The sequence below is a fragment of the Terriglobia bacterium genome (genome assembly GCA_020073185.1).
GTDB lineage: Bacteria > Acidobacteriota > Terriglobia > Terriglobales > Acidobacteriaceae > JAIQGF01.
The window spans coordinates 1-25,964 of record JAIQFT010000007.1 but is presented as its reverse complement, the minus strand read 5'-3'; the positions used below and the strand labels follow the sequence as shown (position 1 = coordinate 25,964).

Below are 25,964 nucleotides of genomic sequence, written 5' to 3'. Positions count from 1 at the left end.
GGAGCCTTGTCTTGTCCGCATCACGAATTGGGCGCCACCTGGCAACCATGCTGCTGACTGTACTGGTGGGAGCGTTCCTCGCCGCCACTCTGATCCGCTTGGCGCCGGGTTTCGATGCCGACGTGCAACAGCTCGACAGCCGCCTCAGCCATGAAACCGTGGAAGCCTGGCGGGCCAACCGCGCGCAAAACCGTAACATTGTGCGCTTCTATTTCAATTATCTCGGCGCTGCTCTCCATGGCGACTTCGGACAATCGCAGACCTTGAACCGTCCCGTCCGCCGGTTGGTCGCCGAGCGTTTGCCCGTAACCGCCCGCCTGGTTGGCTGGGGAGTGCTGCTGGGCTGGACCTTGGCGCTGGTCTTGGCATTCTCCGTCTCGCTGCTCCGCCTTTCCGGCTTCCGTCTGATTGCTGTAGTTTGCGCGGGGGCGTTGCTGTGCATCCCCTCCGCCGTTCTCGCGCTGGCGTTCGTCATTTTACGGGCGCCGGCGTTTTTGGCCGTTGCGCTGGTCGTGTTCCCGAAAATCTTTAGCATCACACGCAACCTGTTGGAAAAAAGCTACGACCTGCCGCACATTGTCACCGCGCGCGCCAAGGGCATCAGCGAGCTGCGCGTGCTGTTGTGGCACGTGTTGCCGGTCAGCGGCGGTCAACTGATCGCGCTCGCGGGCGTGTCTGTCAGCCTGGCGCTTGGCGCCAGCATCCCGGTGGAAGCGCTATGCGGTATCGCCGGCCTCGGACAACTCGCCTGGCAGGCAGCGCTGGGCCGCGATCTGCCGCTGCTGGTGACGTTGACGGTCTTGGTCACGGTTGTGACCCTGGCCGCGAACATGACTTCCGACATCGTAAACGAGTCGCTGAAACCACGGGCTGCATGAACAGACTCCGCCGGCTTTCGTTTGCCCTGCTGCTCGCCATCGTGCTGGCGAGCCTGGGAGCCGATATTCTCGCGCCGGCAGGCTATGCGACGCAGTTCCGCGAGGCCCCGAATTCCCCGCCCACCCGCGCCCACTTGCTGGGAACGGATGCGCTCGGCCGCGACCGCCTGGCACGAACCTTATACGGCACGCGCGTCTCCCTGCTTCTCGCTCCCGCTGCGGCGCTGCTGTCAACCTTGCTGGCGGGCATGATCGGAGGCTTTGCCGGATATGTGGGCGGCGCATGGCAGAAGGCATCCATGGCCTTCACCGATCTTTTTCTCTCCCTGCCCTGGCTGTTCCTGCTGATCACCGTGCGCGCACTGTTGCCGCTGAACGTGTCGCCGACCGCGTCGGTGATGGTGACGTTTGCCTTGCTGGGCGCTCTCGGATGGGCCGCGTCGGCACGTGTCGTCTGCGCCGGCGCAGCCGGCATGCGCGACTCCGAATTTGTGCTCCTGGCCCGCGCCTCCGGAATCGGCCGCGTGCGCCTGCTCTTCATCCACATTTTGCCCAACCTCAAGCCCGTACTCCTGGCGCAATTTTGGCTTTCCATCCCGATCTTTATTCTTGCCGAGGCCAATCTCGGCATCCTGGGACTCGGCGTCGCCGAGCCCCTACCCTCGTGGGGAAGCCTGCTGCGCGAACTGGAGGATCTGGCCACCTTCTCCGGTGAGTTCTGGAAGCTCGTTCCGCTCGGGTTGTTGGTGGTCGTCGTAACCAGTTTTCAGTTTCTGATCTCACACAACGAGGTGAGCGCATGATTCGCCGTACTCCCCTGATCCGCCTCGCCATTATTCTGCTCATCGCCCTCAGTTCGCTGGCTCAGACGGGCGGCGAATTACGTTTCTGCCTCCGCTCCGAGCCCAAGACCTTCAATCCGCTGCTCGTGGCCGACGATGCTTCAGAAACCATTCGCTACCTGACCGGCGGCGTTCTCATCCGCGTAAACCGGCTGTCGCAGGCGGCGGAGCCGGAACTGGCAACCTCATGGAAGCTCAGCAAGGATGGCCGCAGCATCACCTTCACGCTGCGCGATAAGGTGTTCTTTTCCGATGGCACGCCTTTCACCGCCGAGGACGTCGCCACCACCGTTCGCCAGATGATGGATCCCAAGCTTCATTCTCCGACCGGGGATGCCTTCCGCTCTGGCACCGGCGACGTGACCGTGCAAGTGCTGGCCCCGAACCGCGTGACCATAACCTTCCCTGCCGGGGTCGCCGGTCTGGATCGCCAGTTTGACCAAGTCGCGATCATGTCGGCGAAGTCTCCCAAGAAAGAGATGGCAGTCCTCGGACCTTTTTATGTCGCCGACTACAAGGCGGGCTCTTACGTACTGCTGAAGCGCAATTCCAATTATTGGAAGAAGGACACCAACGGACGCCAGCTTCCCTATCTGGATGGAATCCGGCTCGACATTCAATCCAACCGCGACATTGAAGCGCTGCGGTTCCGCCGCGGGGAGATTGATCTCATCAACTCCATTGACGCCGAGTATTACGACCGCATCGGCGAGGCCTCGCCGGCGCTGGTGCGCGACGCCGGGCCGTCGCTCGATTCCGAGCAGATGTGGTTCAACCAGGTGACGAAAGCTCCTGTTCCCGGCTACAAGATCGCGTGGTTCCGGTCGCAGAATTTTCGCCGCGCCGTATCGGAAGCCATCAACCGCGACGACCTCGCTCGCGTGGCATTCAGTTCGCATGCCAAACCGGCGATGGGACCGGTCTCACCGGCCAACAAGGTTTGGTTCGACACAAAACTCAAGCCGATTGCCTACAACACCGGCAGCGCGCTGCAGCGCTTGCAGAAAGACGGCTTCCGCCTGGACAAGAGCGTGCTTCGCGACAAGGACGGCCACGAAGTCGAGTTCTCGATCGTCACCAACTCCGGCAACAAGTATCGCGAGCGCATGGCCACCATGATCCAGCAGGACCTTGGCAAGATTGGCATGAAAGTGAACGTGGTCACGCTCGATTTCCCGTCTCTGATCGAGCGCATGACGGAGTCGTTCAACTATGAAGCTGCTCTGCTGGGTCTGACCAACGTGGATCTTGATCCCAACGCCCAGATGACGGTGTGGCTCAGCTCCGGCGACAATCACCAGTGGAACCCCCGCCAGAAGTCGCCGGAGACTTCCTGGGAGACCGAAATCGACCGGCTTATGCGCCAGCAGGCCTCGGCGGTTGAGTTCCCGGCTCGCAAAGCGGCCTTCGATCGAGTGCAGGAGATCGTCGCCGACCAGGCCCCGTTCATTTACCTGGTCAACAAGAATGCGCTGTCCGCTATTTCGACCGGCCTACGGGGCGAGGTCCCGGTTGTCCTCCGGCCGCAGACCTACTGGAATATCGAGCGCCTGACCCTCAACGCGGAGATTGCTAAGGCCCGGCAATGACTGACAACCATCCATTCTTGTCGCTTCGCCTCTCGGTGGATTACGCCACCAAGCCCGGCGTGCTGCGCAACGTGGCTTTGGACGTGCGCGAAGGCGAGGTGCTGGGTCTGATCGGGCACAGCGGGTCGGGAAAGAGCACCATCGCGCTTTCCATCCTGCGTCTGCTGACGCTGAAAGGCGGCAAGGCCACCGGCAGCATTTGCCTGCGGGACCGCGACCTGATGCGCGCCACCGAGCGCGAGATGCGCTCCATCCGCGGCCGCGAAATCGGGTTGGTCCTGCAAAGCCCGTTGTCCTCGTTAAACCCGGCCCTGCGGATCGGCACCCAACTGAGCGAGGCTTGGCGCGCCCACGCTAACGGCACCGGCTGCCACCAATGCTTACGCGAGGCGCTGCGCAGCGTTTCGCTGCCCAACGACGACGAATTTCTGAAACGGTATCCGTCGCAACTCAGCGTCGGCCAGGCGCAACGCGTTCTCATCGCCATGGCCATCCTGCATCGGCCGCCGCTGCTGATTGCCGACGAACCAACCAGCGCCTTGGATCCCATCACCCAGGCGGAAATCCTCGCGCTATTCTCCAGCCTCAATCGCGAGCGCGACATGGCGATCCTTTACATCTCGCATGACCTGCTTTCGGTCGCCTCCATTTGCCACCGGGTAGCCATCCTGCATGATGGCGAGATTGTCGAGTGCGCCCCTCCTGCGGACGTATTCAACCGCCCCTCACACCCCTACACGCAGCGGCTGGTAGCCTCGCTGCCGGTCGCCGCGTTGGAGCACGGTTCGGCACGCCGGCTCGCTGCCTCGGCGAGCGAGCGCTGAAGTGCGTGATTGTGACAGGGGCGGGCGGGACGTAATTGAAGAATTGGTGGACCTGACCGGGATCGAACCGGTGACCTCATCGTTGCGAACGATGCGCTCTCCCAGCTGAGCTACAGGCCCACGCGTGCCTTTATTTTAGCAGCAGGCGGCGAACCGGAGCCAGTAGCCGGATCGTGCGTCACAACCTGTTGTGACCGGGTTCCACGCCGCCAACCCTCGGTTTGAGCGAATATAATAAGAGTCGTGACTCCATCCCAACACGTACGCAAGGTGGCCGAAGCGGATTTTCCCACCCGCTGGGGGCAATTCCGCATCTTCGGGTTTGAAGGCCACTTCCCTGCCGGCGCCAACGGCAGCGGCGAGCGGCGCAAGGAAACCGCGGTCGCGCTGGTGATGGGCGACATTCACGGCCATGATCCGCTGGTGCGTATCCACTCGCAGTGCCTCACCGGCGACGTCTTCGGGTCGTTGCGCTGCGATTGCCGCCTGCAACTGGAGATGGCGTTGGAGATGATCGCCCGTGCCGGCTGCGGCGTGCTGGTGTACGAGCAGCAGGAAGGCCGCGGCATCGGCCTGATGGCCAAGCTGCAGGCGTACGAACTGCAAGACCGCGGCCTGGACACGGTGGAGGCGAACGAGAAGTTGGGATTTGCCGCCGATTGCCGCCGGTACGCGCTGCCAGTTGAGGTGCTCAAGGCGCTCGACTTGCAGCGGGTGCGGCTGCTGTCGAACAATCCGGACAAGGTCGCGGCGTTGGAAGCGGCCGGAATTCAGGTGTCCGAGCGCGTGCCCTGCGAGCCGGAGCCCAAGTCGGCGCACTCCCGGCTGTACCTCAAGACCAAGAAAGAAAAGATGGGCCACCTGTTCTCGAAGTAAACCAACCGCCAAATTATTTCCGATTTCTTGATTGACGATTGAGGCTGTCCGCTGTCGGCCTTCGGAAAGATTTTTCACCACGGAGATACTGAGAAACGCAGAAGTAAGTTCCTCCGTGGCTCCGTGGTGCCGATGAACCAGATCAACAATCCCTTCCGCCATCATTTACCTTCGCTCCTCCGGCAAGGCTCTGGCGATGGAGTCGCGAACGGCCGCGATCAGCGCGTCGCGATCCTGAAAATCCATGGGCGAAATCGGCTGGTGAAACACGACGGTCGCCTTGTCCGGCGCGATCAGCCACTTCCCTTTCGGCAGGATTTCGTGGGTGCCCAGCAGCGTTACCGGCACGATGGGGCAGCCGGATTCGGTCGCGAGATAGAACGGACCTTTCTTGAGCGGCTGCAGCCGGCCATCTAGCGAGCGGGTGCCTTCGGGAAAGATGGTCATGCTCAGGCCTGCGCGGAGAACGTCGGCGGCAGAGCGCATGCTGGCGATGGCGGCGTCGCGATTGCGGCGGTCAACGGGGACGAGATGGGCAACCCGCATCGCGAACCCGAGGATCGGAATGCGAAACAGTTCCTTCTTCACCAGCACTGAAGTCCGGCCCGGCACCAGCGGGATGAGCAGTGGCGGGTCCAGATTAGAGACGTGGTTGGACATGAAGATGTAGGTCTGAGCAGGGTCGAGGCGGTCGCGTCCGATGATCTCGACGCGGACGCCAGCGAGCATGACGCCGACGCGTACCACCCACATCCCCGTGCGGTAGAGGAAATTGCTGTTGCCGGTGAGCAGCGCGTACGGCAGCGTCAGGACGGCGGTGACGGGCGTCATCAGCGTCCACCAGGCGAGGGTCAGCAGCGTGCGCATTGGCTATCAGGTCCGGTCTTCCGAAGCACGAAACTGAAATTGCTCATTCCGAGTCGCCGCGCATCCAGGCGGCGCGGCGCGTGCGTTGCGCCGGGGTGGCGTCTTGCCTCTCGACCAGGAGGTAGTTCTCCACCGGGCGGGCGCCGACTTTGAATTTGACCCACCGCGGCCCGCCGGCGCCGACGACGCGCAGCTCCACCCGGTCGCCGACACGCATAGAGGAAATTTCCGTCTCCGGTAAGAACTCACTCGCGCGGCCATTGACTTCCTGGATGGTGTCGCCGGTGCGCAGACCTGCCTTTTCCACTTCGCTGCCCGGAGCGACGGAAATCACGGTCGCAGGCCGACCAAGATGGCGCGCGCTGCGAAAGCCGGCGTCGGCGGCACTGATCATCTGGCGCTGCAATTGAAGGCCTACGCTGGCGAAAAACTTGTCGTATGGAATCGGCTCCACGCCGGCGACATAGCGCGCGAAGAAATCGCCGAAATCGGCGCCAGTAACCGTTTCCGCAGCTTCGCGTACCCCGGCGCTGTCAGGAAAAAACTTGCCCTGCTTGGCGTAATGATCGTTCATCCAGTGAAAAAGGTCGCGCAGAGATTTCTTGCCCGCGCTCACCTCGCGCATCTGCAAGTCGAGCAGCAGGCCGACAATCTCGCCCTTGTTGTAATAAGAAATCGAGCGCTCGGGCTGTTCATACGCCGGATATTTCTCCAGCCAGGCGTCGAGGCTTGCTTCCTCTACCGATTGCGTCAGTCGTGCCGGACGCGATTCGAGCTGGCGAATGTCGGCGGCTAGTTCGGCCAAAAAACCCTTCTCGTCCAGATACCCTGCGCGCACGCGCACGAAGTCGGCGACGGTGGAAGTAACGCCTTCGCTGAACCACAACGCGCGCGTGTACTGCTCCTTGGTGTAGTCCACCGGCTCGAGCGATTGCGGCCGGATGCGCTTCACGTTCCACAGGTGAAAAAATTCGTGCGCCGTGACGTCGGCAAGCGAGAGCGGGTTGGCCTTGACGCGCTCGGCGGGGGCGTCAATCGCGGTGGAGTAGGCGTGCTCCATGCCGCCGCCAGCGGGATGGCGCGGGAAGTGAAAAATGAAGGTGTATCCAACCGGAACGAAATCAGGCTTGTCCTGCATCCACTCCGTTTCGGTGACGGCGATTTTGTGCGACATGTTGGCGACGGTGGCTAAGTCGTAGTCATGAGGATCGCCGTCAACGACAATGCGATACGACGTTCTTCTGCCGTCCTGAAAAGCTTGTTCCTTGAAAACACCTAATTCGACCGGAGAATCCACCATCTGGTCGTAGTTGGCAGCGGCAAAGCCATCGACACACTCAGACTCGGTTGCACATAAGAAGCCGAACCCTTCCAACGAGGCCGCCACCCGCCAATTCGCTGGATAGCCGACGAACCTAATGAACATCGCTGTGTCTTTTGCTCCTACTGCGTATACACAGACCTGCGCCAGGTTGAAAAAGGCGTGCTCGTCGTTGAGCTGCGCTCCGAAAGGGCCTGGTGAGTCGGCAAGGATGTCGTATTCAAAAGTAAACGGAGCTGCGCGGCCGTCCACGTGCCACGTCGTTTTGTCCACCGCGCGCACCATCAGCGCGTTTCCATCTTTGTCGTGGGCTGACACCGCGCGCACGTACTGGGAGAAGTCACGCACCTGGTACAACGCATTCCACACCGGAAGTTGCACATCACGGGGCGACGTAGCAGGAAAGCGCGCCTCGACGTGAACGATGTGGTCACTGCGCTTAGCAAGTGAGATTCTGTACCCGACGGCGTTATCGTCGGGTTTCGGAACCCGGACGAATGGCGCTGCCGCCGTCTGCGCCAGCGCCTGCGAAGCAAATACGACGAAGAGTGTCAGGACGATGGTGCCCCACGTCTGCCCGGGTTTGGCAGATGTGGGTTTCTTTGTGCCGGACTGTTTCACGCTTTCGCCGACACCTCGCGGCCCCTCAGCAAACGCGGAAGCTTCTCATAAATGCCGCCGAAGCCGCCATTGGAAAGAATGGCGACCACGTCGCCGGAGCGCAGTTCGGGCACGATCGCGGCGACGATAGCATCGGCATCGGGTAACCGCCGCGCCGACGCACCTTGCCGCCGGACCTCCAGCACAACTTCATTCACATCCAGCCGCTCGGCTGCCGGGATCGTTTCGGATTTAAAGATCCCGGCCACTACCACCTCGTCCGCCAGCGCCAGGCTCCGCGCCAGCGCTTCGTGGAAAATGTTGCGACGCAGCGTGTTGGAGCGCGGTTCCAGCACTACCCACAGTCGCCGCCCGGCATAGCGTGTGCGTAGGGCCTTCAGGGTTTCGGCGATCGCGGTGGGATGATGGGCAAAATCGTCAATGATGGTGATGCCGCCGATCTCCGCCTTCACCTCCAGACGGCGCTTCACGCTCTTGAAGGAGCGCAAAGCATCCGCAATCGCGGCGGCGTCAATGCCGGAAGCAGCGGCGGTGGCGGCCGCAGCGGTGGCGTTGATCACGTTGTACTCACCGGCCAGCGCGAACTCCAGCTCCTCCCACTGCCGCCCTGCGCGCAGCACCGACCAGCAGGTGCGATCACTGTCGTAGCGAACGTTGCTGATGCGCCAGTGCGATTCCTCGGCGAAACCATAGCGCTCAACCGGGCAGAAGGCGCGCGCCACACATTCATCCACGCTGGGCGCGCCGTCCCAGGCGATCACCCGCCCGCGGCGCGGCACCAGGTTCACCAGGCGTTTGAACGCAGTCTTCACCGAGTCAAGGTCCTTGTAGATGTCGGCGTGATCAAATTCGACCGAGGTCAGCACCACCGTGTCCGGAAAGTAGTGCAAGAATTTCGGGCCTTTGTCGAAGAAGGCGGTATCGTACTCGTCTCCCTCGATGATGAACTCGCGGCCGGCGTCGAGCTTGAAGCTGGCGCCAAAGTTTTCCGCGATGCCGCCGACCAGGAACGACGGCTTGCGCCCGGCGACTTCGAAGATCCAGGCCAATATCGAGGTGGTGGTGGTCTTGCCATGCGTGCCCGCAACCGCGATGACCTCATGCCCGCGCAAGAATTGGTCGTAGAGCGCCTGCGCCATTGACTGGAACGGGATGCGCTCGTCCAAAACCAGCTCCAGCTCAGGGTTTCCCCGCGAGATGGCGTTGCCGATCACCGCCAGGTCGGGCCGCGGGTCGAGGTTCCGCGCGGCGTAGGGCTGCGCCACCGGTATTGCGAGCGACGCCAGAAAGTCCGACATCGGCGGATAGACAGCGGTGTCGGAGCCGCGCACGTCGAAGCCGCGCTGCTTGAGCATGCCCGCAAGCGAGGCCATGGCGGTGCCGCAAATGCCGATCAGATGAATGTGCTTGGACATGACCTAACGCAAAAGCATTTTCCAAATGCGACTGTGTAATTGCGGAGTCAGGTAATTGGGTAATTCAAAAATCCGATTCAATTACCCGATTACCAGATTGCGCAATCGCCCGATTTGGTTAGCCGATGCCCCGAGTCGCGACCGCGCTTTCGAGAAATTCCACGCGCACCGTTTCCGCCGTGACCGTGAGCGCTGTCTTCACCCCGAAAGGCAGGGTGGCATTTTCTCGCGAGACGTGCCCCGACCTCAACCCGTACGCTACCGGGATGCCGAGGTCGCCGACGATTCGCTGCACCACGTCCTGCAATGTGTACGGCTGATCGGGCGATTGCACGCAGTCCATCATCTCGCCGAAGATGATGCCGCGCACGTCGCGGAATTTTCCCGCGTACTTCATCTGCATCAGCATGCGGTCAATCTGGTACGGCTTGGCGCCGACGTCTTCCAGGAACAGCAGCTTGCCCTCGGTCTTGGCCTCGTACGGCGTGCCCAGCGACGCCACAATGATCGACAGGCAGCCGCCGTAGAGTACGCCCTCGGCGCGGCCTGGAATCATGGGATTCAGCCCGAACACCTGGTGCGACGCCAGCTCCCAGTTCGGATTTCCCGCCGTCGCCGCCGCCCACGCCATTTCGTCGATGCCGTGCTCGCGCGCGAAATCGCCGGTGATCATCGGCCCGTGGAACGTGACCAGCCCGACGGCGTCCTGCAACCAAGTGAGCAGGCAGGTAACGTCGCTGTAGCCGATAAAGACTTTCGGGTGCCGGCGGATGATGTCGAGATCAATGTGCGGCAGCAGGTAGTTGGCCCCGTAGCCACCACGAACGCAGAGGATGGCGCCTACGTCGTCGCGAGAGAACATGGCTTCCAACTCGCGCGCCCGCCGCACCGCCGCGCCGGCGAAGTAAAGATCGCGGTCAAAGATGGTGTCCAGGAAAACGGGCTCGTATCCCAATCGGCGGAGCCCCGCCAAACCTCGCTCAAACAGTTCGCGCTTGAAGTAGCTGGCGGGCGCAACGATGCCGACGCGGTCGCCGGGGCGCAATGCCGGAGGCTTGAGCAGTGGCGCGGTTCTACTGGAGGCCTTCATTGGCTGAAGAATTCTCCGCGGCACACGATCTCCGCCGGCCCGGCGAGGAAGACTCCCCCCTCCCAGCGCACCGTCTGCTCGCCGCCCGGGGCTTTGACCAGGACGGGTGATTGCGCCCGCCCACTGGCGATGGCTGCCACCGCCGAGGCGCACGAGCCGGTGCCCGACGACTGCGTTTCGCCAACCCCGCGCTCGAAAACACGGATGTAAATTTCTCTTTTGTTTACAGCGCGTACCAGCTCAACATTCGTGCCAAACTTGAAGTGATGATGGTGCTCGATCTCGCTCGCTTTCGCCTGCCAGCCGGGAGCGAACTCGTCCACGAAGAGCACGAAGTGTGGGTTCCCCATGGAGACGGGAATGCCCACCTGCTCGCCGAATGCCAGCTTGATTGACAATGGATTGCCCACTTGCGGCTCGCCCATCGCGGTCTCGAATTCGAATTGATTGCCATCGTGGCGGACCAGCGTACAGGTCTTGATGCCCGCGCCGGTGCGGATGGTCAGCTTCTCCTGCTTGCGCTTCGACACCAGGTAGGCCGCGACGCAGCGCGTGCCGTTGCCGGAAATCTCGGCCTCGGAACCGTCGGCATTGAACAGCCGCGCGCGCGCGTCGGCCTGCGGATCGGAAAAAATCCATTCCACGCCGTCAGCGCCGATGCCGCGATGGCGATCGCAGATTTTGACCGCGAACGCCTTCAGGTCCTTGGGCGCGTACTTCCCTTCGATCAACAGGAAATCGTTGCCACAGCCGTGCGCTTTGGTAAACGGAACCATCGGCATTAGAGTATGCCTAATCCTAACGTCTGCTTTTATAAATTCGAATCGGCGCCTGCCCCGCGGTCTGCACCACGATCAGCAAGTCGAGATTTTCGGGATGTTGCGCTACCGCCTGCGCCACCGGGTCATTCGCCCCGGCAATCACGAAATTGGCATTGGCGGCAGGCGCGCGCAGGGCGGCATCCCACAGCTTGTAATTCCCTTCGTTGATGGTGCGTTCCAGCGGGATGGCGGCGCGCTCCAGCGCTCCACCGTGGTCGCCGATGTAGATGAGCATCGTCATGGAGGGCGGCAGATTCTCCAGCAGCGACCCCAGCCGGCCATCCAGCGCGTACCGCGAGCCGCCGTTGCTGCGGATCTCGCGCAGGCAAATGGGCACGTTGCGCCACACCGAGACGTAGCTGGCGGCAACAAATCCGCACACGGCCAGCGTCACCGCGACGCGCCAAACCGTCGAACGATCTCTGGTCATCGCGAAATACAAGACGACGGCCACCAACGCCGCCATCGCCGGCAGAAGTTGCAGACCGTAGCGCGTGTTGTAGTACGAGAACGGCCACCACTGCGGGATAAAGATGGGGACTTCGCCCCACGCAATGGAGATGGCGTAAAACGGCAGCGGCAGCCACAGCAACATCCACGGCAGAAGTCCCCGCGCCCGCACCAACAACAACAGCGTGCCGGCGACAACCAGCAGGATCCAAATCCGCTCGTAGTGGGAAGACGCGGAGTGCGGATCGCGGCGCGACTCGCCGACCGTCAAGGTCGCGTTGCGCACAAAATGCTGCGCGGCGACGTACGGGTTGTGCCATCCCGGATGATGCGGATCGCCCGCGCGCCGCGAGCGCAGCTCGATTGCCTTCGCCGAGTACGGCCCGGTGGCAAATTCCAGCGGATTGCCCCACACGTAAGCGTTGTAGCTAAACCACAGCGCGGGCGCCAGTGCGTTGATCAGGACGAACGTTGCCAGGGCGCGGCCAAGCATCCCAAAGAGGTTGTGGCGAAGGCGCGCGCGCGATGCAACCATGGCGGCGACGACCGCAGCGCCCACGAAGGCGGCGCCGTGAAACCAGCCGTCGTAGCGCACCAGCATGTCGCACATCAGCAGCCAGCCCGACCACTTCAGGTGGCGTGCCGCTTCCTCGTCCTCGCCGTGCAGGGCGAACTGCACGAAGTCGGTGAAGAATGCCGTCGCCCAGATCTGCAGCGCCAAACTGAGCGGCTCATTGAGCGCCGTGGTCTGCAAATAGATCAGGTTGGGATTGGCAGCCAGGATTCCGGCCGCCACCCACGCGGCCGCGCGCCCCGGGCCGTCCTGCGCGCCGGCCCACGCCAGACCGGAACGCACCAGGCGAAACATTCCCAACACGCCGGCAACGAACGCCGCCATCGACGGCAGGGCGCCGCCGATGCCGCTGCTCCAGGCCGCGTCGGAAACGATGAAAGGGATGGTGAGGAGGTGTTGCAGCGGCAGCCACACCGTGCCCAGTTGCAGCGGGCCGGGCGTGCGTGAATCAAACACCCGGCGCGCGATGTTGATGTGGGCCACCGCGTCGCCGGAGAGCAGGATCTGGCCCCACTTGTATTCATGCACCAGCGCGGCGACCGAGAGCGCCATGGCCGCCAGCGCCAGCACCTGCACGTCGCCGACACTGACCGCGTGCTCGCGCAACCGCTGCGCGCGTTCCTGCCGCACACTCCAGTTTTTCGGCGCAACCGCCATGGCAAAAGCTTAAATGACAACACAGAGGCACGGAGACACGGAGAAAAATCATTTCTTACGCTCCGTGTCTCCGTGCCTCCGTGGCGAAGTCGTTCTTTGCTCCTAATCCAAGTGCGTCAGTTCGCGGAAGACCTCGAACCGCGCGTCGATTTCCTCGCGGGTGAGGTTCTGCAGGCGCTCCGGCCCGAAGCGCTCGACGGCAAACGATCCCATCACCCCGCCATAGAACATGGCGCGCTTCAGCACCTCGCGGTTCAACTCCTCCTGCGAAGCAATGTAGCCCATGAAGCCGCCGGCGAAGGAATCGCCCGCGCCGGTAGGGTCGCGCACTTCATCCAGCGGCAGCGCCGGCGCGCGGAAGGGATGGTGGCCGATGCCGAACTTGCGGTCACCGAAGAAAATGGTTGCGCCGTACTCGCCGTGCTTGATCACCAGCGCCTTCGGTCCCATGGCCATCACCTTGTTGGCGGCGCGCAGCAGGTTCGGTTCGCCGGCCAGCATTTTGGCCTCCGTGTCGTTGATCAAGAGCAGGTCCATGAGCTTGAGCGTTGCCAGCAGCTCCAGGCGCTTGCCGTCGATCCAAAAATTCATGGTGTCGCCGGCCACCAGGCGCACGTCCTGCAACTGCAGCCGCACCTGCGCCTGGAGAATGGGATCGATATTGGCGAGGAAGAGGAACTGGGAGTCGAGGTACTGCTGGGGGACTTTCGGCTCGAATCTTTCGAAGACATTGAGGTGGGTGAAGTGAGTTTTCGCCTCGTTGACGTTTTCGCCGTACTCCCCGCCCCAGTGGAACGTCTGGCCCGCCGCGCGCTGCAGGCCGTCCAGGTTGACGCCGCGTAGGCGCAGCACGCTTTCGTATTCCGGCCCGAAGTCCTTGCCTACGACCGCGACAATGCGGACGTCAGTGAAGTAACTCGCCGCCAGTGCAAAATAGGTGGCCGACCCGCCAAGAATTTTTTCCGCCCTGCCGAAAGGACTTTGAATGGTATCGAACGCTACCGAGCCTACAACCAGGATTGCCATCTACGATTGACCCTCATTGCCGAGGTATTTGTCCAACAGCAGCTTTAATCGCTCGCGCGCTCCCGGCGGTATCAGCTTGGCGTCGGTCATGATCGCCGTCGCCAGCGCCGAACCGCATTTGCATTTGCGTTGCTTGGGCAACACCTTCACCGTCTCGCGCACCACGTTGCACGCGTTGGACGCATTCTTCAGCAACACGGTGACGACCTGGTCCACAGTCACGGACTCGTGCCCCGGATGCCAGCAGTCGTAGTCGGTGATCATGGCCAGCGTGGCGTAGCAGATCTCAGCTTCGCGCGCCAGTTTCGCCTCCTGCAGGTTAGTCATGCCGATCACGTCCATCCCCCAGGAGCGGTAGATGTTGGACTCCGCCTTGGTGGAGAACTGCGGCCCCTCGATACACAGGTAGGTCCCGCCGCGTTTGCCGACAACGCCCGCCGCGGCGCACGCCTTCATCATCGCGGTGGCAACCTCATCGCAGACCGGGTCGGCGAAGGCGACATGCGCCACGACGCCATCACCGAAGAAGGTGGAAATACGGCGGCGCGTGCGGTCAAAGAACTGGTCGGGGATCACGAATTCTAGCGGCTTGTGCTCTTCTTTCAGCGACCCGACCGCCGATAGCGACAAAATGCGCTCCACCCCGAGCTGCTTGAAACCGTAAATGTTAGCGCGAAAATTCAGCTCCGTAGGCATGACGCGGTGTCCGCGCGCGTGCCGCGACAGAAATGCGACCTTGCGGCCTTCCAGCACGCCGAGCGCCGAAGGGTGTGTCCTGCTTGAGCTCGCACGCCTCGGTCAGGCCGGGCATCTGGTAGAGCCCGCTGCCGCCGATGATTCCGATTTCCGCTTCCGCCAAAGAATCTCCTAAGAGGCTGCAGTCCTGCTGACAGCGATTTCGACCCTCAGCGGCTAAAGCCGATGTTCATTCGGTACGATTACGGCACGACTGAAGTCGTGCCCTTTCACAACAGGCTCGCGCGCCCTTCCGAAACAAGCCGTGGAGGGCATGTTGCTGGAAAATGGGTACCCCCCTCCCCCCGGGGTCGATCTTTTAGAATCAACATTTTGCGGAGAAATTCCCGCCAGATCTTTGAGGAATAGGGAGTTACACGTAAAATATTGATAATAAAAGGCCAATGAAGCACCTTGAGCCGCAGAAGCGACAGCTCCGGCGGCTCAGCGAGGACGCTGTTTCTTCAGCATCCAGAATGCATTTTAGCACGGCGAGTCAAGCGAAGAGCCGTAGATTCCTCGCGGGCTTCGGCGCTTCGCGCCTCGGCCCCGGGTGAAGGGCTGGTGAAAGAGTGGAAAAACAGGTTCCTCGCCGCGCCTTCCTCGCTCCGCTCAGTCGGCGCGACTCGGAATGACAAAACTAAGGATGCGGTTTGCGGTACGACTGAAGTCGTACCCTGACACAAACGCGTATTTCAGCGGCCTGAGAAGTCGAGCCTGACACAGAAGCCGCGGGCGAGGGCGCCCGCGCCACAAGAGTTCTTGGGCAAGGGCATATTTCAGCAGCCTGTGAAGTCGTACCCTGACACAAGCGCGTTTGCCAGCAGCCTGCAAAGCCGTGACCTACCGAGCCCGCTCGGAATGACAAAAAAATAAAGGACTTGTTCGGCGCGGCGCTTCGCGCCACCGGCTGAAGCCGGTGGTCTACCGAGCCGCGCCCCCTCAAAACAAGCCGTAGAGAGCATTTTTCGGCAACCTGTGAGGTCGCACCCTGACACAAGTGCGTTGGTCAGAAGCCTGTGAAGTCGTACCCTGACACAGAATCGAGTTTTCAGCAGCCGGTAAGGTGTGTGCGTGGGAACTTCAATCGTGCCTACGGCACTGAGAGATCCTTCCCACTATGCCCCGCCACTGAAGTGGCGGGCTATTCTCAATCGCCCCGCTGGGGCTGCGATGTCGCGGTTACATACCACCGTCGATCATGCCAGACCAGTTTTCACGTAGACACCTAAAGGCCCGCGCTTCCAACAAGCCCGGACGGAAACTGGAAGCCGCGGGCGAGGGCGCCCGCGCCAATCAGGTCGCGCATTGTCGCTACCGCGATTGTGCCTGGATCATAGGCAGACTTCAAACTGAGCCTTTACGAGACACGTATGTCACCAATCCAACATCGAACGCGATATTGCGTTCATCATTTGCCCAGCACCGCCAGCCGGACTTTGTCCACCATCTCCGCCGGCACGCTCTCGATGGCGATCACCGTGTCGGCTGCGGCGACGAGTTCCACCGGGCCGGCGGCGGTCTTCCAACGCGTCAACTCGACACTAGGGATTGCACTGATCCTCTCAACTCCGCCGCCGGGCGCGCCCGCTTCCACCGTGTAACGCTTCGGAACCGCTGTCGCGTACAGGTTGCGAAACTCGTCCGCCGCCGCCGCGTCTGCCCACTTCGTCACCATCACCAGCGCCAGTTCCCCACCGTTCTTGCGCTTGGCGGAGTAATACCAGCCGCCGCGCCATTGCGGATAAATCTTTTTCGCCACGTCGGCGCCGGAATAAATTTCCGCCATCACCGCGACGTCGAACTCGCCGATGGAGCCCACGTCGTACTTCTCCCAATCTTTTCCCAGGAGCTTGGCGACATCGGGCACCGGCAAATCGGGAAGTTTTTCGCCCGCCAGGTAGGTCGCCGGCTCCATCACCTGGCGCGTGTTTTGCGGCGGGAACTTGAACACGCCGGCGAACGCTTTCTCCTTGCCGCCCTTGGTCAACAATTCGCGCTCGAAATCAAGCCCGTAACGATAAGGGAACAACAGAACGCGCTTGAGGAACATGGGGGCGCGGTTGAACACCGGCGAGTCGGCGCTCTCCATCATGCCCTGTTGGATTGCCTCCGTGACCCGCGGCATCGAAACCACCGATCCCCCCGTGGGCGCCAGCAGGTAATCGATCATGACCGCCATCGCCTGCCCTTCCACAATGGCGTGCCGCGCCGCGATTTCCTCGTCGCCGTACGCTTCCTCCGTCGGCGTCTTCTCCGACGTCCCCTTCCCCATCCACTTTTCCAGCCCGTAATTCTGGTCCTGCAGCGCGTGCGTCAGCTCGTGCGCCAGCACCGGCAGCTGCGACGCCGGTAGCAGCCAATCCAGCAGGTACACAGTCTTGGTCTTGCTGTCGTAGTAGCCGGCGACCTGCTCGCGCATCAGCTCGACCAGGAATGTCTGCAAATCGAATGCGCGCGGCAGCAGGCCCAGTTTCTTCAGCACGACCTCGGCGCGCCGCAGCCGCTGCGTGTCTTCGTCCTCTTGCAGCCGGGTCTCGATGTACTTCTGCACCTGGTCGCGGCTGGCGAGTTGGCGCTTGACCTCGTGCTTGATCTTGAGCCCGCTGTCGTCGCTGTCGAAGCGGAGCACCTCGTCCACCGCGCCCAGCAGTTCCCTGGCTTCCTCGGGCGTGATGCGATGCTCGGTGGTGGCCCGCGCCGGGGTTTGCGGCGGCTGTGTCGGCGCGGACGGCGCCACCTCGGGCTTGGGCGCCTGCGCCTGGGGAGGCGACTGTGCCGTCGCCAAGGACGCGAGAAGCACCACGAGTACGATCGCGCGCAACAACAATCGACAATCGACAATCGACAATCGGAAATGGTTTCTTGTTAGCACCCTCACCGCCAGCTCATCAGCCTTTGCGTGCCGCCCCTACGGGACTCGGAGAAAGTTATGGCCCCGATTCCCGGCACTGACGTGCCGGACTAGTTTCTACCGCCCCTTCGGGGCTGGGTGTCACGGCGATTTAAACATCTCTTCCTCTGCCCTCGACCGCGCGGCGAAAGGCACGCCAGAACGCAAAGGCAGCGCGTTCCGGGGACCACGCGCATTGGGCCGCTCGCTTGTTCCCTAAAATCGCTTGACACCGGTTACCGTCGTTAGAGACGGGATGACATCAACATCAGCTCACCCGTTTCGCGACCCAGTCGCCCACCTGTTTCGTTCCCATGCTGCCGCCCACATCCTGCGTCAACTGTTTCGCCCGCACCGCCGCCAGCACCGCAGCATCGATGCGGTCAGCGTGCTCTTGCAGTCCCAGGTGCGCCAGCATCATGGCCGCGCTCTGGATTGCGCCCAGCGGATTGGCCAGGTTTTTTCCCGCCAGCGGTGGCGCCGAGCCGTGCACCGGCTCGAACATCGACGTGCGCCCGGGATGAATGTTTCCGCTGGCCGCCATCCCCAGCCCGCCCTGCAACGCGGCCGCCAGGTCGGTGAGGATGTCGCCAAACATGTTGTTGGTGACGATCACGTCAAACTGCCGCGGCTCGCGCACCATCGCCAGGCAGAGCGCGTCCACGAACATGTGCTGCGCCGCGATCTCGGGAAACTCGCCGGCTACTTGCTTGAACACGCGCTGCCAGAGCCCGCCGGCGTAGGTCATCACGTTGGACTTGTCCGACATCAGCACCTTCTTGCGCCCGTGCCGCCGCGCGTATTCGAACGCATAGCGGACCACGCGCTCCACGCCCTTGCGGGTGTTGATGTCCTCCTGGGTTGCGACCTCGTCGGGCGTTCCCGGCTTGAACACGCCACCCATGTCCATGTACACGCCTTCGGTGTTCTCGCGGATGATGGTGAAATGCACGTCCTCGGGCTTCACGTTCTTCAGCGGGCAGAGGCATTCATCGAGCAGCCGCACCGGGCGAACATTGGCGTACAGGTCCATTTTGAAGCGCATGCCGAGCAGGATTTCCTTGGCATGAATGTTGCTGGGCACGCGCGGATCGCCCAGTGCGCCGGCCAGGATGGCATCGAAATCGCGCGCCAGCATTTGGAATCCGTCGTTCGGAATGGTGGTGCCGTCGCGCAGGTAGCGATCGGCGCTCCAGTCGAACTCGGTGAAATCCGCCGGCGCGCCGCTGGCCCGCACCACCTTCAGCGCCTCGGCGATGACTTCCTTGCCGATCCCGTCGCCGGGCACCACGGCAATCTTCTTTCGGTCGCTCACCGGGGACAAGATACAGCAGTCGACAGTCGCGACTCGTGCCGCCGAAGCCGGGCGGCTCTCACTCGGGATGACATTGCGCTTCAACCGTACCGGCCGTCAGCCGTCGGCCATCGACCATCGACCGTCGACTTCTTGCCCTCGACTATAATCATTCGTTCGACCATGCCCACGACTGCTCTCCACGATCCGCTCGTTGCCGCGGGCGCGCGCCTGAGCGACTACCTCGGGGCGGAGACCGCTGCCACCTTTGGCGATCCTCGCCGCGAGTACGTGGAACTCCGCTCTGGCTGCGGCATCTACGACCTGGGCTGGCGCGCCAAAATCGTGGCCACGGGCGCCGATCGCCTGCGTTGGATGAACGGCATGGTCACCAACAACATCCGCGACCTCCCTCCGGGCCATGGCAATTACAACTTCCTGCTCAATGCGCAGGGGCGAATCCTCGGCGACATGTACCTCTACAGCCGCGGTGACTACCTGCTCCTGGACACCGCGCGCTGGCAGGCGCCCACGCTACTTGAGGTGATGAACAAGTACATCATCATGGATGACGTGGAATTGACCGACGTCACCGAAAAGCTGACCGCGCTCGCCGTGCAGGGGCCGCGCGCGCCCGAGGTGCTGCGCGACGCCGGCTTCGGTTGCCCCACCCTTGTGGCGCCCGGTGTTGGCGCCACTGGGTGGGAACACGCGGACCCGCTCGAAGTCCAGGACATGGCGTGGAACGACCTCGGGCTCTCCCTCACGCGCATGGCCGGCGACATCTCGCACACCTACGAAATCTGGCTCGCGCCCGCCGGCGCCGCCGATGTGTGGGATGCGCTCGTCCGCAGTGGCGCAAGACCAGTTGGCACGGAAGCGCTGGAGATGTTCCGCCTCGCCGCCGGCATCCCGCGCTACGGAGTGGACATCAGCGAGCGCTACCTGCCGCAGGAAACTGGCCAGGAGCAGGCGCTCAATTTCAAGAAGGGCTGCTACCTCGGCCAGGAAATCGTGGAGCGCATTCACTCGCGCGCGCTGCTGCATCGCATGCTGACCGGCTTCGTGGTGGATGGCCCGCCGCCTGCGCCGGGCGCCAAAATTCAGCAGGAGGGCAAGGACGTGGGCGAGATCACCAGCGCCCTCACCGTCCCCGGCAGCGACGGCGACCGCACTCTCGCCCTCGGCTACCTGCGCATGGAAGCCCGCAACCCCGGCGCCGAGTTGAGCATCAGCGGCGCGCACGCCGTCGTGCACCTGCTTCCCTACAGGGAGCTGGCCGCATGATCCAGATTGCCGCATTGCCGAACTGCGGAATTGCGGAATTGGTTTTCAACTCGGCAGTTCCGCACTTCCGCAATTCTGCAGTTGTGAAACGCTATGCCTGATAACAAAAAAGAACCTGAGTTCACCGTCACCGACCGCCGCCGCTTTACCTCCGAAGGCGAAGCCACGCCCGAACCGCCGCGCGAGCAGGAGGAGCGTCCTCCCGAGCCGCCCCAGCCTGCCCTGAGCGAAGTCGAAGGGGCCGCCGCGCCCGAGGCGACGAAAGCAGAACCGCCGCAGCCGGACCAGCGCAACGTCCCGCCTCCGCCCAGCGCCGCCGAGCGCCAGGCGCAGCACGACGCCTTCAAGCAATCGTCGAAGCAGCTCGATGCGCAAATCCAGTCCGAGCTTGGTGGCCGCCGCGCGCAGGAATTCGAAATGACCTTCGAGCGCTTCATCGCCTCGGTCTACATGACCGCGCTGGTGCAGCTCGGCCTCATGCACGAGCAGGGCGGCCCGCCGGCGCTGGACCTGCTCGGCGCGCGCCAGACTATCGACACCCTCGGCCTGCTCGCCGAAAAAACCAAGGGCAATCTGACCATGCCCGAAGACAACCTGCTGCAGAACTGCCTCTACGAGCTGCGCATGGCTTACGTCGAGGTCACCAACGCGATCGCGCGCGGGCCGCAGGCGCCCGGCACGCCGCCTCCGGCCGGCGGCCTGAACATCAAATGAAAGCCACCCTCACCGTGCTCGGCAGCGGGACCTCGATGGGCGTGCCCACCATCGGCTGTCCCTGCGCCGTGTGCAACTCCTCGGACCCGCGCGACCGCCGCACGCGCCCCTCCATCATGGTGGAATACGGCGGCCACCGCATTCTGATTGATTCCAGCCCCGACTTTCGCGAGCAGGCCATCCGTGAAGGCATCCGCCACCTGGATGCCGTGCTCTACACCCACGCCCACGCCGACCATATCCTGGGCCTCGACGACCTGCGCCCCCTCACCTTCCACACCGCAGGCAAAATTCCTCTGTACGCGCAGCCCTCCGCCATCGGCCGCATCCGCGAGATGTTCAGCTACATCTTTGCCGGGGATTACAAGTACGGTGGCATCGCGCAGGTGGAACTGAACCCGTTGCACGGCCCCCTGGACCTGCACGGTGTCTGCTTCGAGCCTATCGCTATCATGCACGGCGACGCCGAAATCTGCGGCTTCCGTTTCAGCTCGGCCGCCTATGTCACCGACTTCAGCGAAATTCCGGAGCGCTCCATGGCGCGACTAAGCGGCCTCGACATCCTGATTCTCGACGCGCTGCGCCATAAACCGCATCCCACCCATTCCACGGTCGCGAACTCGCTGGCCTTGATCGAGCGCCTGCAGCCGCGCCGCGCCTTTTTCACGCATATTTCGCACGATCTGGACCATGAGCGGACCAATGCCACGCTGCCGGCCAACGTGCGGCTTTCGCATGATGGGTTGAAACTGGAATTTGAGTTGTGAGTTGGGAGTGATGAGTTGTGAGCGCTGGTAGTCCGTAGCCGGTAGTCCGGCCCCCGACTACCGGCCACCAACTACGCTCTTGGCGATTGCCGACGCTAATGGCCGATGACTGAATGAAAATTTTCCGCCATCTCGACGAAGTTCCGGCCGACCACGGACCTACGATCGTCTCCATCGGCAACTTCGACGGCGTGCACCTGGCCCACCGCCGCGTGCTGACCGAGTTGGTGCGTCGTGCGCGGGAGATCAACGGAACGTCCATCGTCGTCACCTTCGACCCGCACCCGACGCGCATCCTGCGTCCCGACGTCGCCCCCCGCCTGCTCACTCCCTTGCCGATCAAGCTGCGGCTGCTGGAAGAAACCGGGATCGATGCCGCGCTCCTGCTTCCCTTCACCCGCGACCTGTCGCTGATGACGCCGCTGGAATTCACCGAGCAGGTCATCGTCCGCGCGCTGCACGCCCGCGAGGTGCACGAAGGGTTCAACTTCCGTTTCGGCCACCGCGCCCAAGGCAACGTGGATCGTCTCGTCGAGTTCGGACGTGAGTTCGGGTTCGAGGTCAAGATCTATCCCGCACTCACGGTCCGCGGAGAAGTGGTTTCCAGCTCGCGCATCCGCGAACTGCTCTCGGATGGCAATGTCAGCCGCGCACGGCATCTGCTGGGCCGCGTGTTCAGCATCATCTCTACACCCGGGCGCGGCCGCGGCTACGGCCACAAATACACCGTGCCCACCCTCAATCTCAGCCGCTACGACGAAACCATCCCGCGCAATGGCGTTTACGTCACCCGCACGCGCGTCAACGGCGAAACCTTCGATGCGGTCACCAACGTCGGCGTGCGTCCCACCTTCGGCCCCGATTCCTTCGCCATCGAGAGCCACCTGCTCAACTTCTTCCCCATTTCCCTGACCGCGCAGACCGAGGTCGAGCTCTGCTTCCTGCGGCGCCTGCGAGACGAACAGAAGTTTCCCAACGTGGAAGCTCTGCGGGAGCAGATCGCGCATGATGTGCACCACGCGCGGCGCTATTTTCATTTGGCTGCGAAGGGCTAGGCGCTGGCTTAGAACCGCCTTTTACCCGCGCCGCCTGGGTCGATTATGCTAAGCAATACGGTCCCTTGAGACGCTGGACGGCGAATCGCATTCGCTCTTCTACAACTGGTTGAGTTCGTAGCTCATGGGAATGACGATCATCGTGGCGCCTGCAAAGCGCTGCGTGCGCCGGATCGCGGTAGGCCCTTGCGCACCTACCTTGGCGAGGAGTTCGGCGTAGTTCTCGAACCGCTGTTCCGTGTGAAACCTTTCGCGGCGCCGCAATCCGAAGCGCTCCATGGCTTGCGCGCTGCGGCAGACCTTGTCCTCTTCCGCACCGTAGAAGATCCACTCCGAGCCAGGCGAATGGTCGAATACCACGATGTCGCGTGCCAGACTCTTGGCGTGGGTCAGCGCCTTCTGGGGATCGGCCATCTCGTGCAGGCAAAATTCGAAGTACACCACATCGCCCGACAGTGTCACATCCTCGAACTTGCCGCCAACAACCTCCACGGAATCCTGCATGCCCTTTGCGGCAACGTTCGCCGCAAGTTCCCGCAGGGCCTCCACATCCTGATCAATCGCGATCAGCTTCTTGGTTCCGGCGGAGGCGGCAAGCAGTTGCCTCCCACCCGCCCCGACGAAAAGCACGACCTTATTGGTGAAGTCGTAGAAGCGGAGAAGGTTCTCGGTGAGCTGCGCGTAGTCGGTGGCCAGTGGTGAATCCTTTCCCTAAATGCCCGATCCCTCGCGATTGAAGATTGCGGGACGTTGCTTCGTCCTGACTTTCTCGGAGCGCAAGCAAGCTGAACCATGCCTTACCGTCCCGCCCGGAACGGAAAGGCATAGTCTCGGTGAATGGCAGTGGAAGATTATTTCTTGTCGTACGCAAATGTGGCGGTAACCTTCTTGCCGCCGGCATCCGTTACATTCGTAGTGAGAGTGCGAGTTTTGCCGTCGGGAGAGACAACGATCGTGCCGGTGACGGTCGGCTTCCCGCCCTTCTTATTCGTCAGTTTGTAATGATGGCCATCGACTGCCTGGATGGCGCGGGTATCGCTGATCGGGTCGCCGACGATGGGATAATCCTTGCCATCAAACTTGCCGGTCCATTCGTTGTGGGTGGGCTTTCCGGCGCCATCTACGCCGTCAACGACGCACTTGTAGTTGTCGCCCGCCGCGGTATAGACAACGCTGGTATTCTTGCTCGCCCCAGCGGGAATCTTTGACTTCGCTTCGTTCAACTTCCAGGCACCCAAGTTCGAATCGGCGGCAAAACATGCGACGGCCCCGGCCAGGCAAAAGACCAAGGCGAACAGTATTGTTCTGGCTTTCATTGACGTTCTCTTTCATGGAAATGTTTGAGATTCACGGCCCGGAGTGGTGACGTATCGTACAGGCGCTGCTTGGGTTTTGGCAATCAAAATAGGAAGCGAACTATGCTCTCCGCTTACCTGTTGAACGCCCGCGGCCCCCGCTACGTGTATCCCACAACCAGTTCACCAATTCCCAGTGTTTTTCCGTGACCTCGCACGAACGGCCCGAGCATGAGAACCGAGCACCGGCAACCGATAACCGACACCCCTTGTAAAAACAGATCGCGCACGACGTGCACCACGCGCGGCGCTATTTTCATTTGGCTCGAAGGGCTAGCTAGGCGCTGCCTGGTAAGGGCGTGCAGTGGCCGGCTTCGCAGCGGGTTACTGGTGAGAGGCGATTTATCGCCAGTAACACGCAGCTTGTTCCAGTTTCGGATCAACTTTCCTCCTCGTACCCGGTCTTGCGAAGTTGCAAAGTGTTGCATAAATGACAGATCCCTAAAGTCTGTCCTGAAACCGGAACAAGCGAAGTCGAAGTGGATCTTTTCTTGCCGTCGATGCTATTTTTCCGCGACACAAAAGCCCTTCGTGGGAGGAAGAAGTAAATGCAGAGATTAATTCTTGTGACTTTGTGGATTCTTCTCTCCACATTCGCCGTCGCGCAGATCTGCGAAGACGGACGATGCATGAATGTGAACCCGACACTGGCAAGTTGTCAGACTGCTTCGGGCTGCACACGAACGATGAGGATTTTTCCGCAGAACGGCATGCAAGATGCATGTCGCGTCCACACGCCAGTTGTATGGTATTGCTGCGGGGAGATTCAATACGACACCACGGACGACGTGGCTGGTGCGAGATTGTCAAGAATAACGATGGCAAGAGCACTGGTAAACGCGCGAGAGCGCAAAAGAGAAAAGGCTCGGTCGCCGATTGCCCTAATTCATTAACTGCATTCAGGAAGGCAGCGGCGGGATGGTGAGCAAGGCGACAAAAGCCGTATTCTCGGGAATGCTCCTCTTGGGCATCCTGGGTTTAGGAATCGACGGCGTAGATACGCGCCAGAGTCTCACTATTACAGACCGGCGCGTTATTGAGAAGCTGCAGTCCAGCTCAGGCTTTGCCATTGCGCAGCCAATCAAGTGCAGTCCCGATGGTACTACCATGTTCGTCAGATTCATTCGGCGTTCGCCGGCCCGATCCGTAACGGCCATCGGCGTGAGCGGCAGGAATACATCTGAGTTCGTGGTGTCGTCCGCCACAGATGTCCCGGGTGCATCCATGGTTGACTTTGCACCCTATGGAAGTGGAGCCGCGTTGTTGCTCGAACGGCAAGAAAAGAAGACCTCGCCTGTTGAGACCTACGTGGCGATATTTGACAAAGACGGCCAGTACAAGTCTGCATGGAAGCTGACTTTTGAAGGTTTGGAGAACGCCCGCGCTCGACAGATCGCTGCGTTCCATACAGGTGATGTTCTGATCTCAGGATTCGATCGGCAGGACCTTGTGCCGTTTGCAGCCGTTTTTGATTCGCGAGGACGGTTTCTCAAGCGCGTGGCGCTGGAGGGTGATACGCGTTTCCTCGCGAATCAACACCTGGCCGATAAGAAGCTATATGAAGCTGCCCGCGGCTTTCTAGGAGCACTTGCGACAGCACAGCTCCAGAGTGGAGACGACGGCAACGTGTATCTCTTGCGGCATAGCCCGACAGGCCTCCTCTACGTAATAGATCCGAGCGGGAATGCTCGAAGGGTTTTGCTTCGTGCACCCGAGCACGGTAATCTGATTTCAGCGAAAGTCTCGCATGGCACCATTGCGGTTGAGTATGGTCTCAACATGGACTCAGCTTCCTCATCGACAACGACCGTCTTCGTAATTAACGACACGTTAACCGGCGAGAAGATCGCGGAGTATGGGCGAGGTAAGGAGCGTCTAGCAGCCCGTGGTGTAAGTAGCTGAATTTCGGCACGGGCAGCGGCGTACTCGGTTGCGTGAGTTCGCCAAGTTTTTCGCGCGGGACATCGAGATTCCACTTCTGCACGGCCGATTCCGATCTTCCCGGCGCGGGAG

General features: G+C 61.8%; 21 protein-coding genes, 1 tRNA gene and 1 pseudogene. 10 read left to right on the top strand and 13 right to left on the bottom strand.

The window, feature by feature from the left end:
• Positions 1-11: 11 nt before the first annotated feature.
• From LAN64_03190 to LAN64_03175, 4 genes are read left to right on the top strand one after another with little or no spacing between them, the layout of a single operon-like run.
• Entirely contained in the window at positions 12-878 is an 867-nt protein-coding gene (locus LAN64_03190) for an ABC transporter permease (GenBank protein ID MBZ5566836.1), read from the top strand.
• Complete coding sequence (locus LAN64_03185; protein MBZ5566835.1) at positions 875-1,681, top strand: ABC transporter permease; 807 nt, start codon at positions 875-877, stop codon at positions 1,679-1,681. Before LAN64_03190 ends, LAN64_03185 begins: the two co-directional genes overlap by 4 nt.
• On the top strand, positions 1,678-3,309 hold the full coding sequence (locus tag LAN64_03180) for an ABC transporter substrate-binding protein (protein MBZ5566834.1): 1,632 nt from the start codon (positions 1,678-1,680) through the stop codon (positions 3,307-3,309). Before LAN64_03185 ends, LAN64_03180 begins: the two co-directional genes overlap by 4 nt.
• Positions 3,306-4,133 (top strand): ABC transporter ATP-binding protein, encoded by an 828-nt coding sequence (locus LAN64_03175; GenBank protein ID MBZ5566833.1) that lies wholly within the window; start codon positions 3,306-3,308, stop codon positions 4,131-4,133. Before LAN64_03180 ends, LAN64_03175 begins: the two co-directional genes overlap by 4 nt.
• A gap of 44 nt (positions 4,134-4,177) precedes the next feature.
• Here LAN64_03175 and LAN64_03170 read toward each other — a convergent pair.
• Positions 4,178-4,253: transfer RNA gene (locus tag LAN64_03170), tRNA-Ala, on the bottom strand.
• A 123-nt stretch (positions 4,254-4,376) separates the two neighbouring features.
• Here LAN64_03170 and ribA point away from each other — a divergent pair.
• Positions 4,377-5,009, top strand: a complete 633-nt coding sequence (gene ribA / locus LAN64_03165; protein MBZ5566832.1) for a GTP cyclohydrolase II — start codon at positions 4,377-4,379, stop codon at positions 5,007-5,009.
• A gap of 165 nt (positions 5,010-5,174) precedes the next feature.
• Here the strand turns inward: ribA and LAN64_03160 are convergent, their stop codons facing one another.
• From LAN64_03160 to LAN64_03115, 10 genes and pseudogenes are all read right to left on the bottom strand, one after another.
• Positions 5,175-5,876 carry a 1-acyl-sn-glycerol-3-phosphate acyltransferase gene (locus tag LAN64_03160; GenBank protein ID MBZ5566831.1) on the bottom strand — a complete coding sequence of 234 codons (702 nt, stop codon included), beginning with the start codon at positions 5,874-5,876 and terminating at the stop codon, positions 5,175-5,177.
• A 43-nt stretch (positions 5,877-5,919) separates the two neighbouring features.
• Complete coding sequence (locus LAN64_03155) at positions 5,920-7,818, bottom strand: hypothetical protein (protein MBZ5566830.1); 1,899 nt, start codon at positions 7,816-7,818, stop codon at positions 5,920-5,922.
• Entirely contained in the window at positions 7,815-9,233 is a 1,419-nt protein-coding gene (gene mpl / locus LAN64_03150) for a UDP-N-acetylmuramate:L-alanyl-gamma-D-glutamyl-meso-diaminopimelate ligase (protein ID MBZ5566829.1), read from the bottom strand. The genes LAN64_03155 and mpl overlap by 4 nt, the downstream gene beginning before the upstream one ends.
• Before the next feature lie 118 nt (positions 9,234-9,351).
• Positions 9,352-10,323, bottom strand: coding sequence for an LD-carboxypeptidase (locus tag LAN64_03145; protein ID MBZ5566828.1), 972 nt, complete (start codon positions 10,321-10,323; stop codon positions 9,352-9,354).
• Positions 10,320-11,105 carry a diaminopimelate epimerase gene (gene dapF / locus LAN64_03140; GenBank protein MBZ5566827.1) on the bottom strand — a complete coding sequence of 262 codons (786 nt, stop codon included), beginning with the start codon at positions 11,103-11,105 and terminating at the stop codon, positions 10,320-10,322. The genes LAN64_03145 and dapF overlap by 4 nt, the downstream gene beginning before the upstream one ends.
• 16 nt (positions 11,106-11,121) lie before the next feature.
• Entirely contained in the window at positions 11,122-12,825 is a 1,704-nt protein-coding gene (locus LAN64_03135) for a hypothetical protein (protein MBZ5566826.1), read from the bottom strand.
• A gap of 102 nt (positions 12,826-12,927) precedes the next feature.
• The gene (locus LAN64_03130; protein MBZ5566825.1) at positions 12,928-13,851 is read right to left on the bottom strand and encodes a sugar kinase; all 924 of its coding nucleotides are present in this window, start codon (positions 13,849-13,851) and stop codon (positions 12,928-12,930) included.
• Positions 13,852-14,710 (bottom strand): annotated as a pseudogene (gene mtnP / locus LAN64_03125) (S-methyl-5'-thioadenosine phosphorylase). It abuts the gene before it with no gap.
• A 1,287-nt stretch (positions 14,711-15,997) separates the two neighbouring features.
• Positions 15,998-17,374: a hypothetical protein gene (locus LAN64_03120; protein MBZ5566824.1), complete on the bottom strand. Its 1,377-nt coding sequence runs from the start codon at positions 17,372-17,374 to the stop codon at positions 15,998-16,000.
• 373 nt (positions 17,375-17,747) lie between these two features.
• Positions 17,748-18,794, bottom strand: a complete 1,047-nt coding sequence (locus LAN64_03115; protein ID MBZ5566823.1) for a 3-isopropylmalate dehydrogenase — start codon at positions 18,792-18,794, stop codon at positions 17,748-17,750.
• Positions 18,795-18,956: 162 nt separating this feature from the next.
• On the opposite strand from LAN64_03115, the gene LAN64_03110 reads away from it, so the two are divergent.
• The 4 genes from LAN64_03110 (at position 18,957) to LAN64_03095 (ending at position 22,596) form a co-directional block, all read left to right on the top strand.
• Positions 18,957-20,060 (top strand): folate-binding protein, encoded by a 1,104-nt coding sequence (locus LAN64_03110; protein ID MBZ5566822.1) that lies wholly within the window; start codon positions 18,957-18,959, stop codon positions 20,058-20,060.
• 93 nt (positions 20,061-20,153) lie between these two features.
• Complete coding sequence (locus tag LAN64_03105) at positions 20,154-20,774, top strand: DUF1844 domain-containing protein (protein MBZ5566821.1); 621 nt, start codon at positions 20,154-20,156, stop codon at positions 20,772-20,774.
• Complete coding sequence (locus tag LAN64_03100; GenBank protein MBZ5566820.1) at positions 20,771-21,541, top strand: MBL fold metallo-hydrolase; 771 nt, start codon at positions 20,771-20,773, stop codon at positions 21,539-21,541. Before LAN64_03105 ends, LAN64_03100 begins: the two co-directional genes overlap by 4 nt.
• Positions 21,542-21,654: 113 nt before the next feature.
• On the top strand, positions 21,655-22,596 hold the full coding sequence (locus LAN64_03095; protein MBZ5566819.1) for a bifunctional riboflavin kinase/FAD synthetase: 942 nt from the start codon (positions 21,655-21,657) through the stop codon (positions 22,594-22,596).
• Between the two features lie 99 nt (positions 22,597-22,695).
• On the opposite strand, the gene LAN64_03090 is transcribed toward LAN64_03095, so the two are convergent.
• Together LAN64_03090 and LAN64_03085 are read right to left on the bottom strand one after the other, a co-directional pair.
• Positions 22,696-23,226 (bottom strand): class I SAM-dependent methyltransferase, encoded by a 531-nt coding sequence (locus LAN64_03090; GenBank protein ID MBZ5566818.1) that lies wholly within the window; start codon positions 23,224-23,226, stop codon positions 22,696-22,698.
• 221 nt (positions 23,227-23,447) lie between these two features.
• Positions 23,448-23,912: a hypothetical protein gene (locus tag LAN64_03085; GenBank protein MBZ5566817.1), complete on the bottom strand. Its 465-nt coding sequence runs from the start codon at positions 23,910-23,912 to the stop codon at positions 23,448-23,450.
• A gap of 957 nt (positions 23,913-24,869) precedes the next feature.
• On the opposite strand from LAN64_03085, the gene LAN64_03080 reads away from it, so the two are divergent.
• Positions 24,870-25,853, top strand: coding sequence for a hypothetical protein (locus tag LAN64_03080; protein ID MBZ5566816.1), 984 nt, complete (start codon positions 24,870-24,872; stop codon positions 25,851-25,853).
• Positions 25,854-25,964: the final 111 nt, after the last annotated feature.

Bases quoted from the DNA above. Each gene is read 5' to 3' on its own strand.
- LAN64_03080 (MBZ5566816.1), top strand. From the start codon at position 24,870: ATGGTGAGCAAGGCGACAAAAGCCGTATTCTCGGGAATGCTCCTCTTG.
- LAN64_03095 (MBZ5566819.1), top strand. From the start codon at position 21,655: ATGAAAATTTTCCGCCATCTCGACGAAGTTCCGGCCGACCACGGACCT.
- LAN64_03145 (MBZ5566828.1), bottom strand. From the start codon at position 10,323: ATGAAGGCCTCCAGTAGAACCGCGCCACTGCTCAAGCCTCCGGCATTG.
- LAN64_03160 (MBZ5566831.1), bottom strand. From the start codon at position 5,876: ATGCGCACGCTGCTGACCCTCGCCTGGTGGACGCTGATGACGCCCGTC.
- dapF (MBZ5566827.1), bottom strand. From the start codon at position 11,105: ATGCCGATGGTTCCGTTTACCAAAGCGCACGGCTGTGGCAACGATTTC.
- LAN64_03135 (MBZ5566826.1), bottom strand. From the start codon at position 12,825: ATGGCGGTTGCGCCGAAAAACTGGAGTGTGCGGCAGGAACGCGCGCAG.
- mpl (MBZ5566829.1), bottom strand. From the start codon at position 9,233: ATGTCCAAGCACATTCATCTGATCGGCATTTGCGGCACCGCCATGGCC.
- LAN64_03130 (MBZ5566825.1), bottom strand. From the start codon at position 13,851: ATGGCAATCCTGGTTGTAGGCTCGGTAGCGTTCGATACCATTCAAAGT.
- LAN64_03105 (MBZ5566821.1), top strand. From the start codon at position 20,154: ATGCCTGATAACAAAAAAGAACCTGAGTTCACCGTCACCGACCGCCGC.
- LAN64_03085 (MBZ5566817.1), bottom strand. From the start codon at position 23,912: ATGAAAGCCAGAACAATACTGTTCGCCTTGGTCTTTTGCCTGGCCGGG.
- LAN64_03185 (MBZ5566835.1), top strand. From the start codon at position 875: ATGAACAGACTCCGCCGGCTTTCGTTTGCCCTGCTGCTCGCCATCGTG.
- LAN64_03100 (MBZ5566820.1), top strand. From the start codon at position 20,771: ATGAAAGCCACCCTCACCGTGCTCGGCAGCGGGACCTCGATGGGCGTG.
- LAN64_03180 (MBZ5566834.1), top strand. From the start codon at position 1,678: ATGATTCGCCGTACTCCCCTGATCCGCCTCGCCATTATTCTGCTCATC.
- LAN64_03110 (MBZ5566822.1), top strand. From the start codon at position 18,957: ATGCCCACGACTGCTCTCCACGATCCGCTCGTTGCCGCGGGCGCGCGC.
- LAN64_03175 (MBZ5566833.1), top strand. From the start codon at position 3,306: ATGACTGACAACCATCCATTCTTGTCGCTTCGCCTCTCGGTGGATTAC.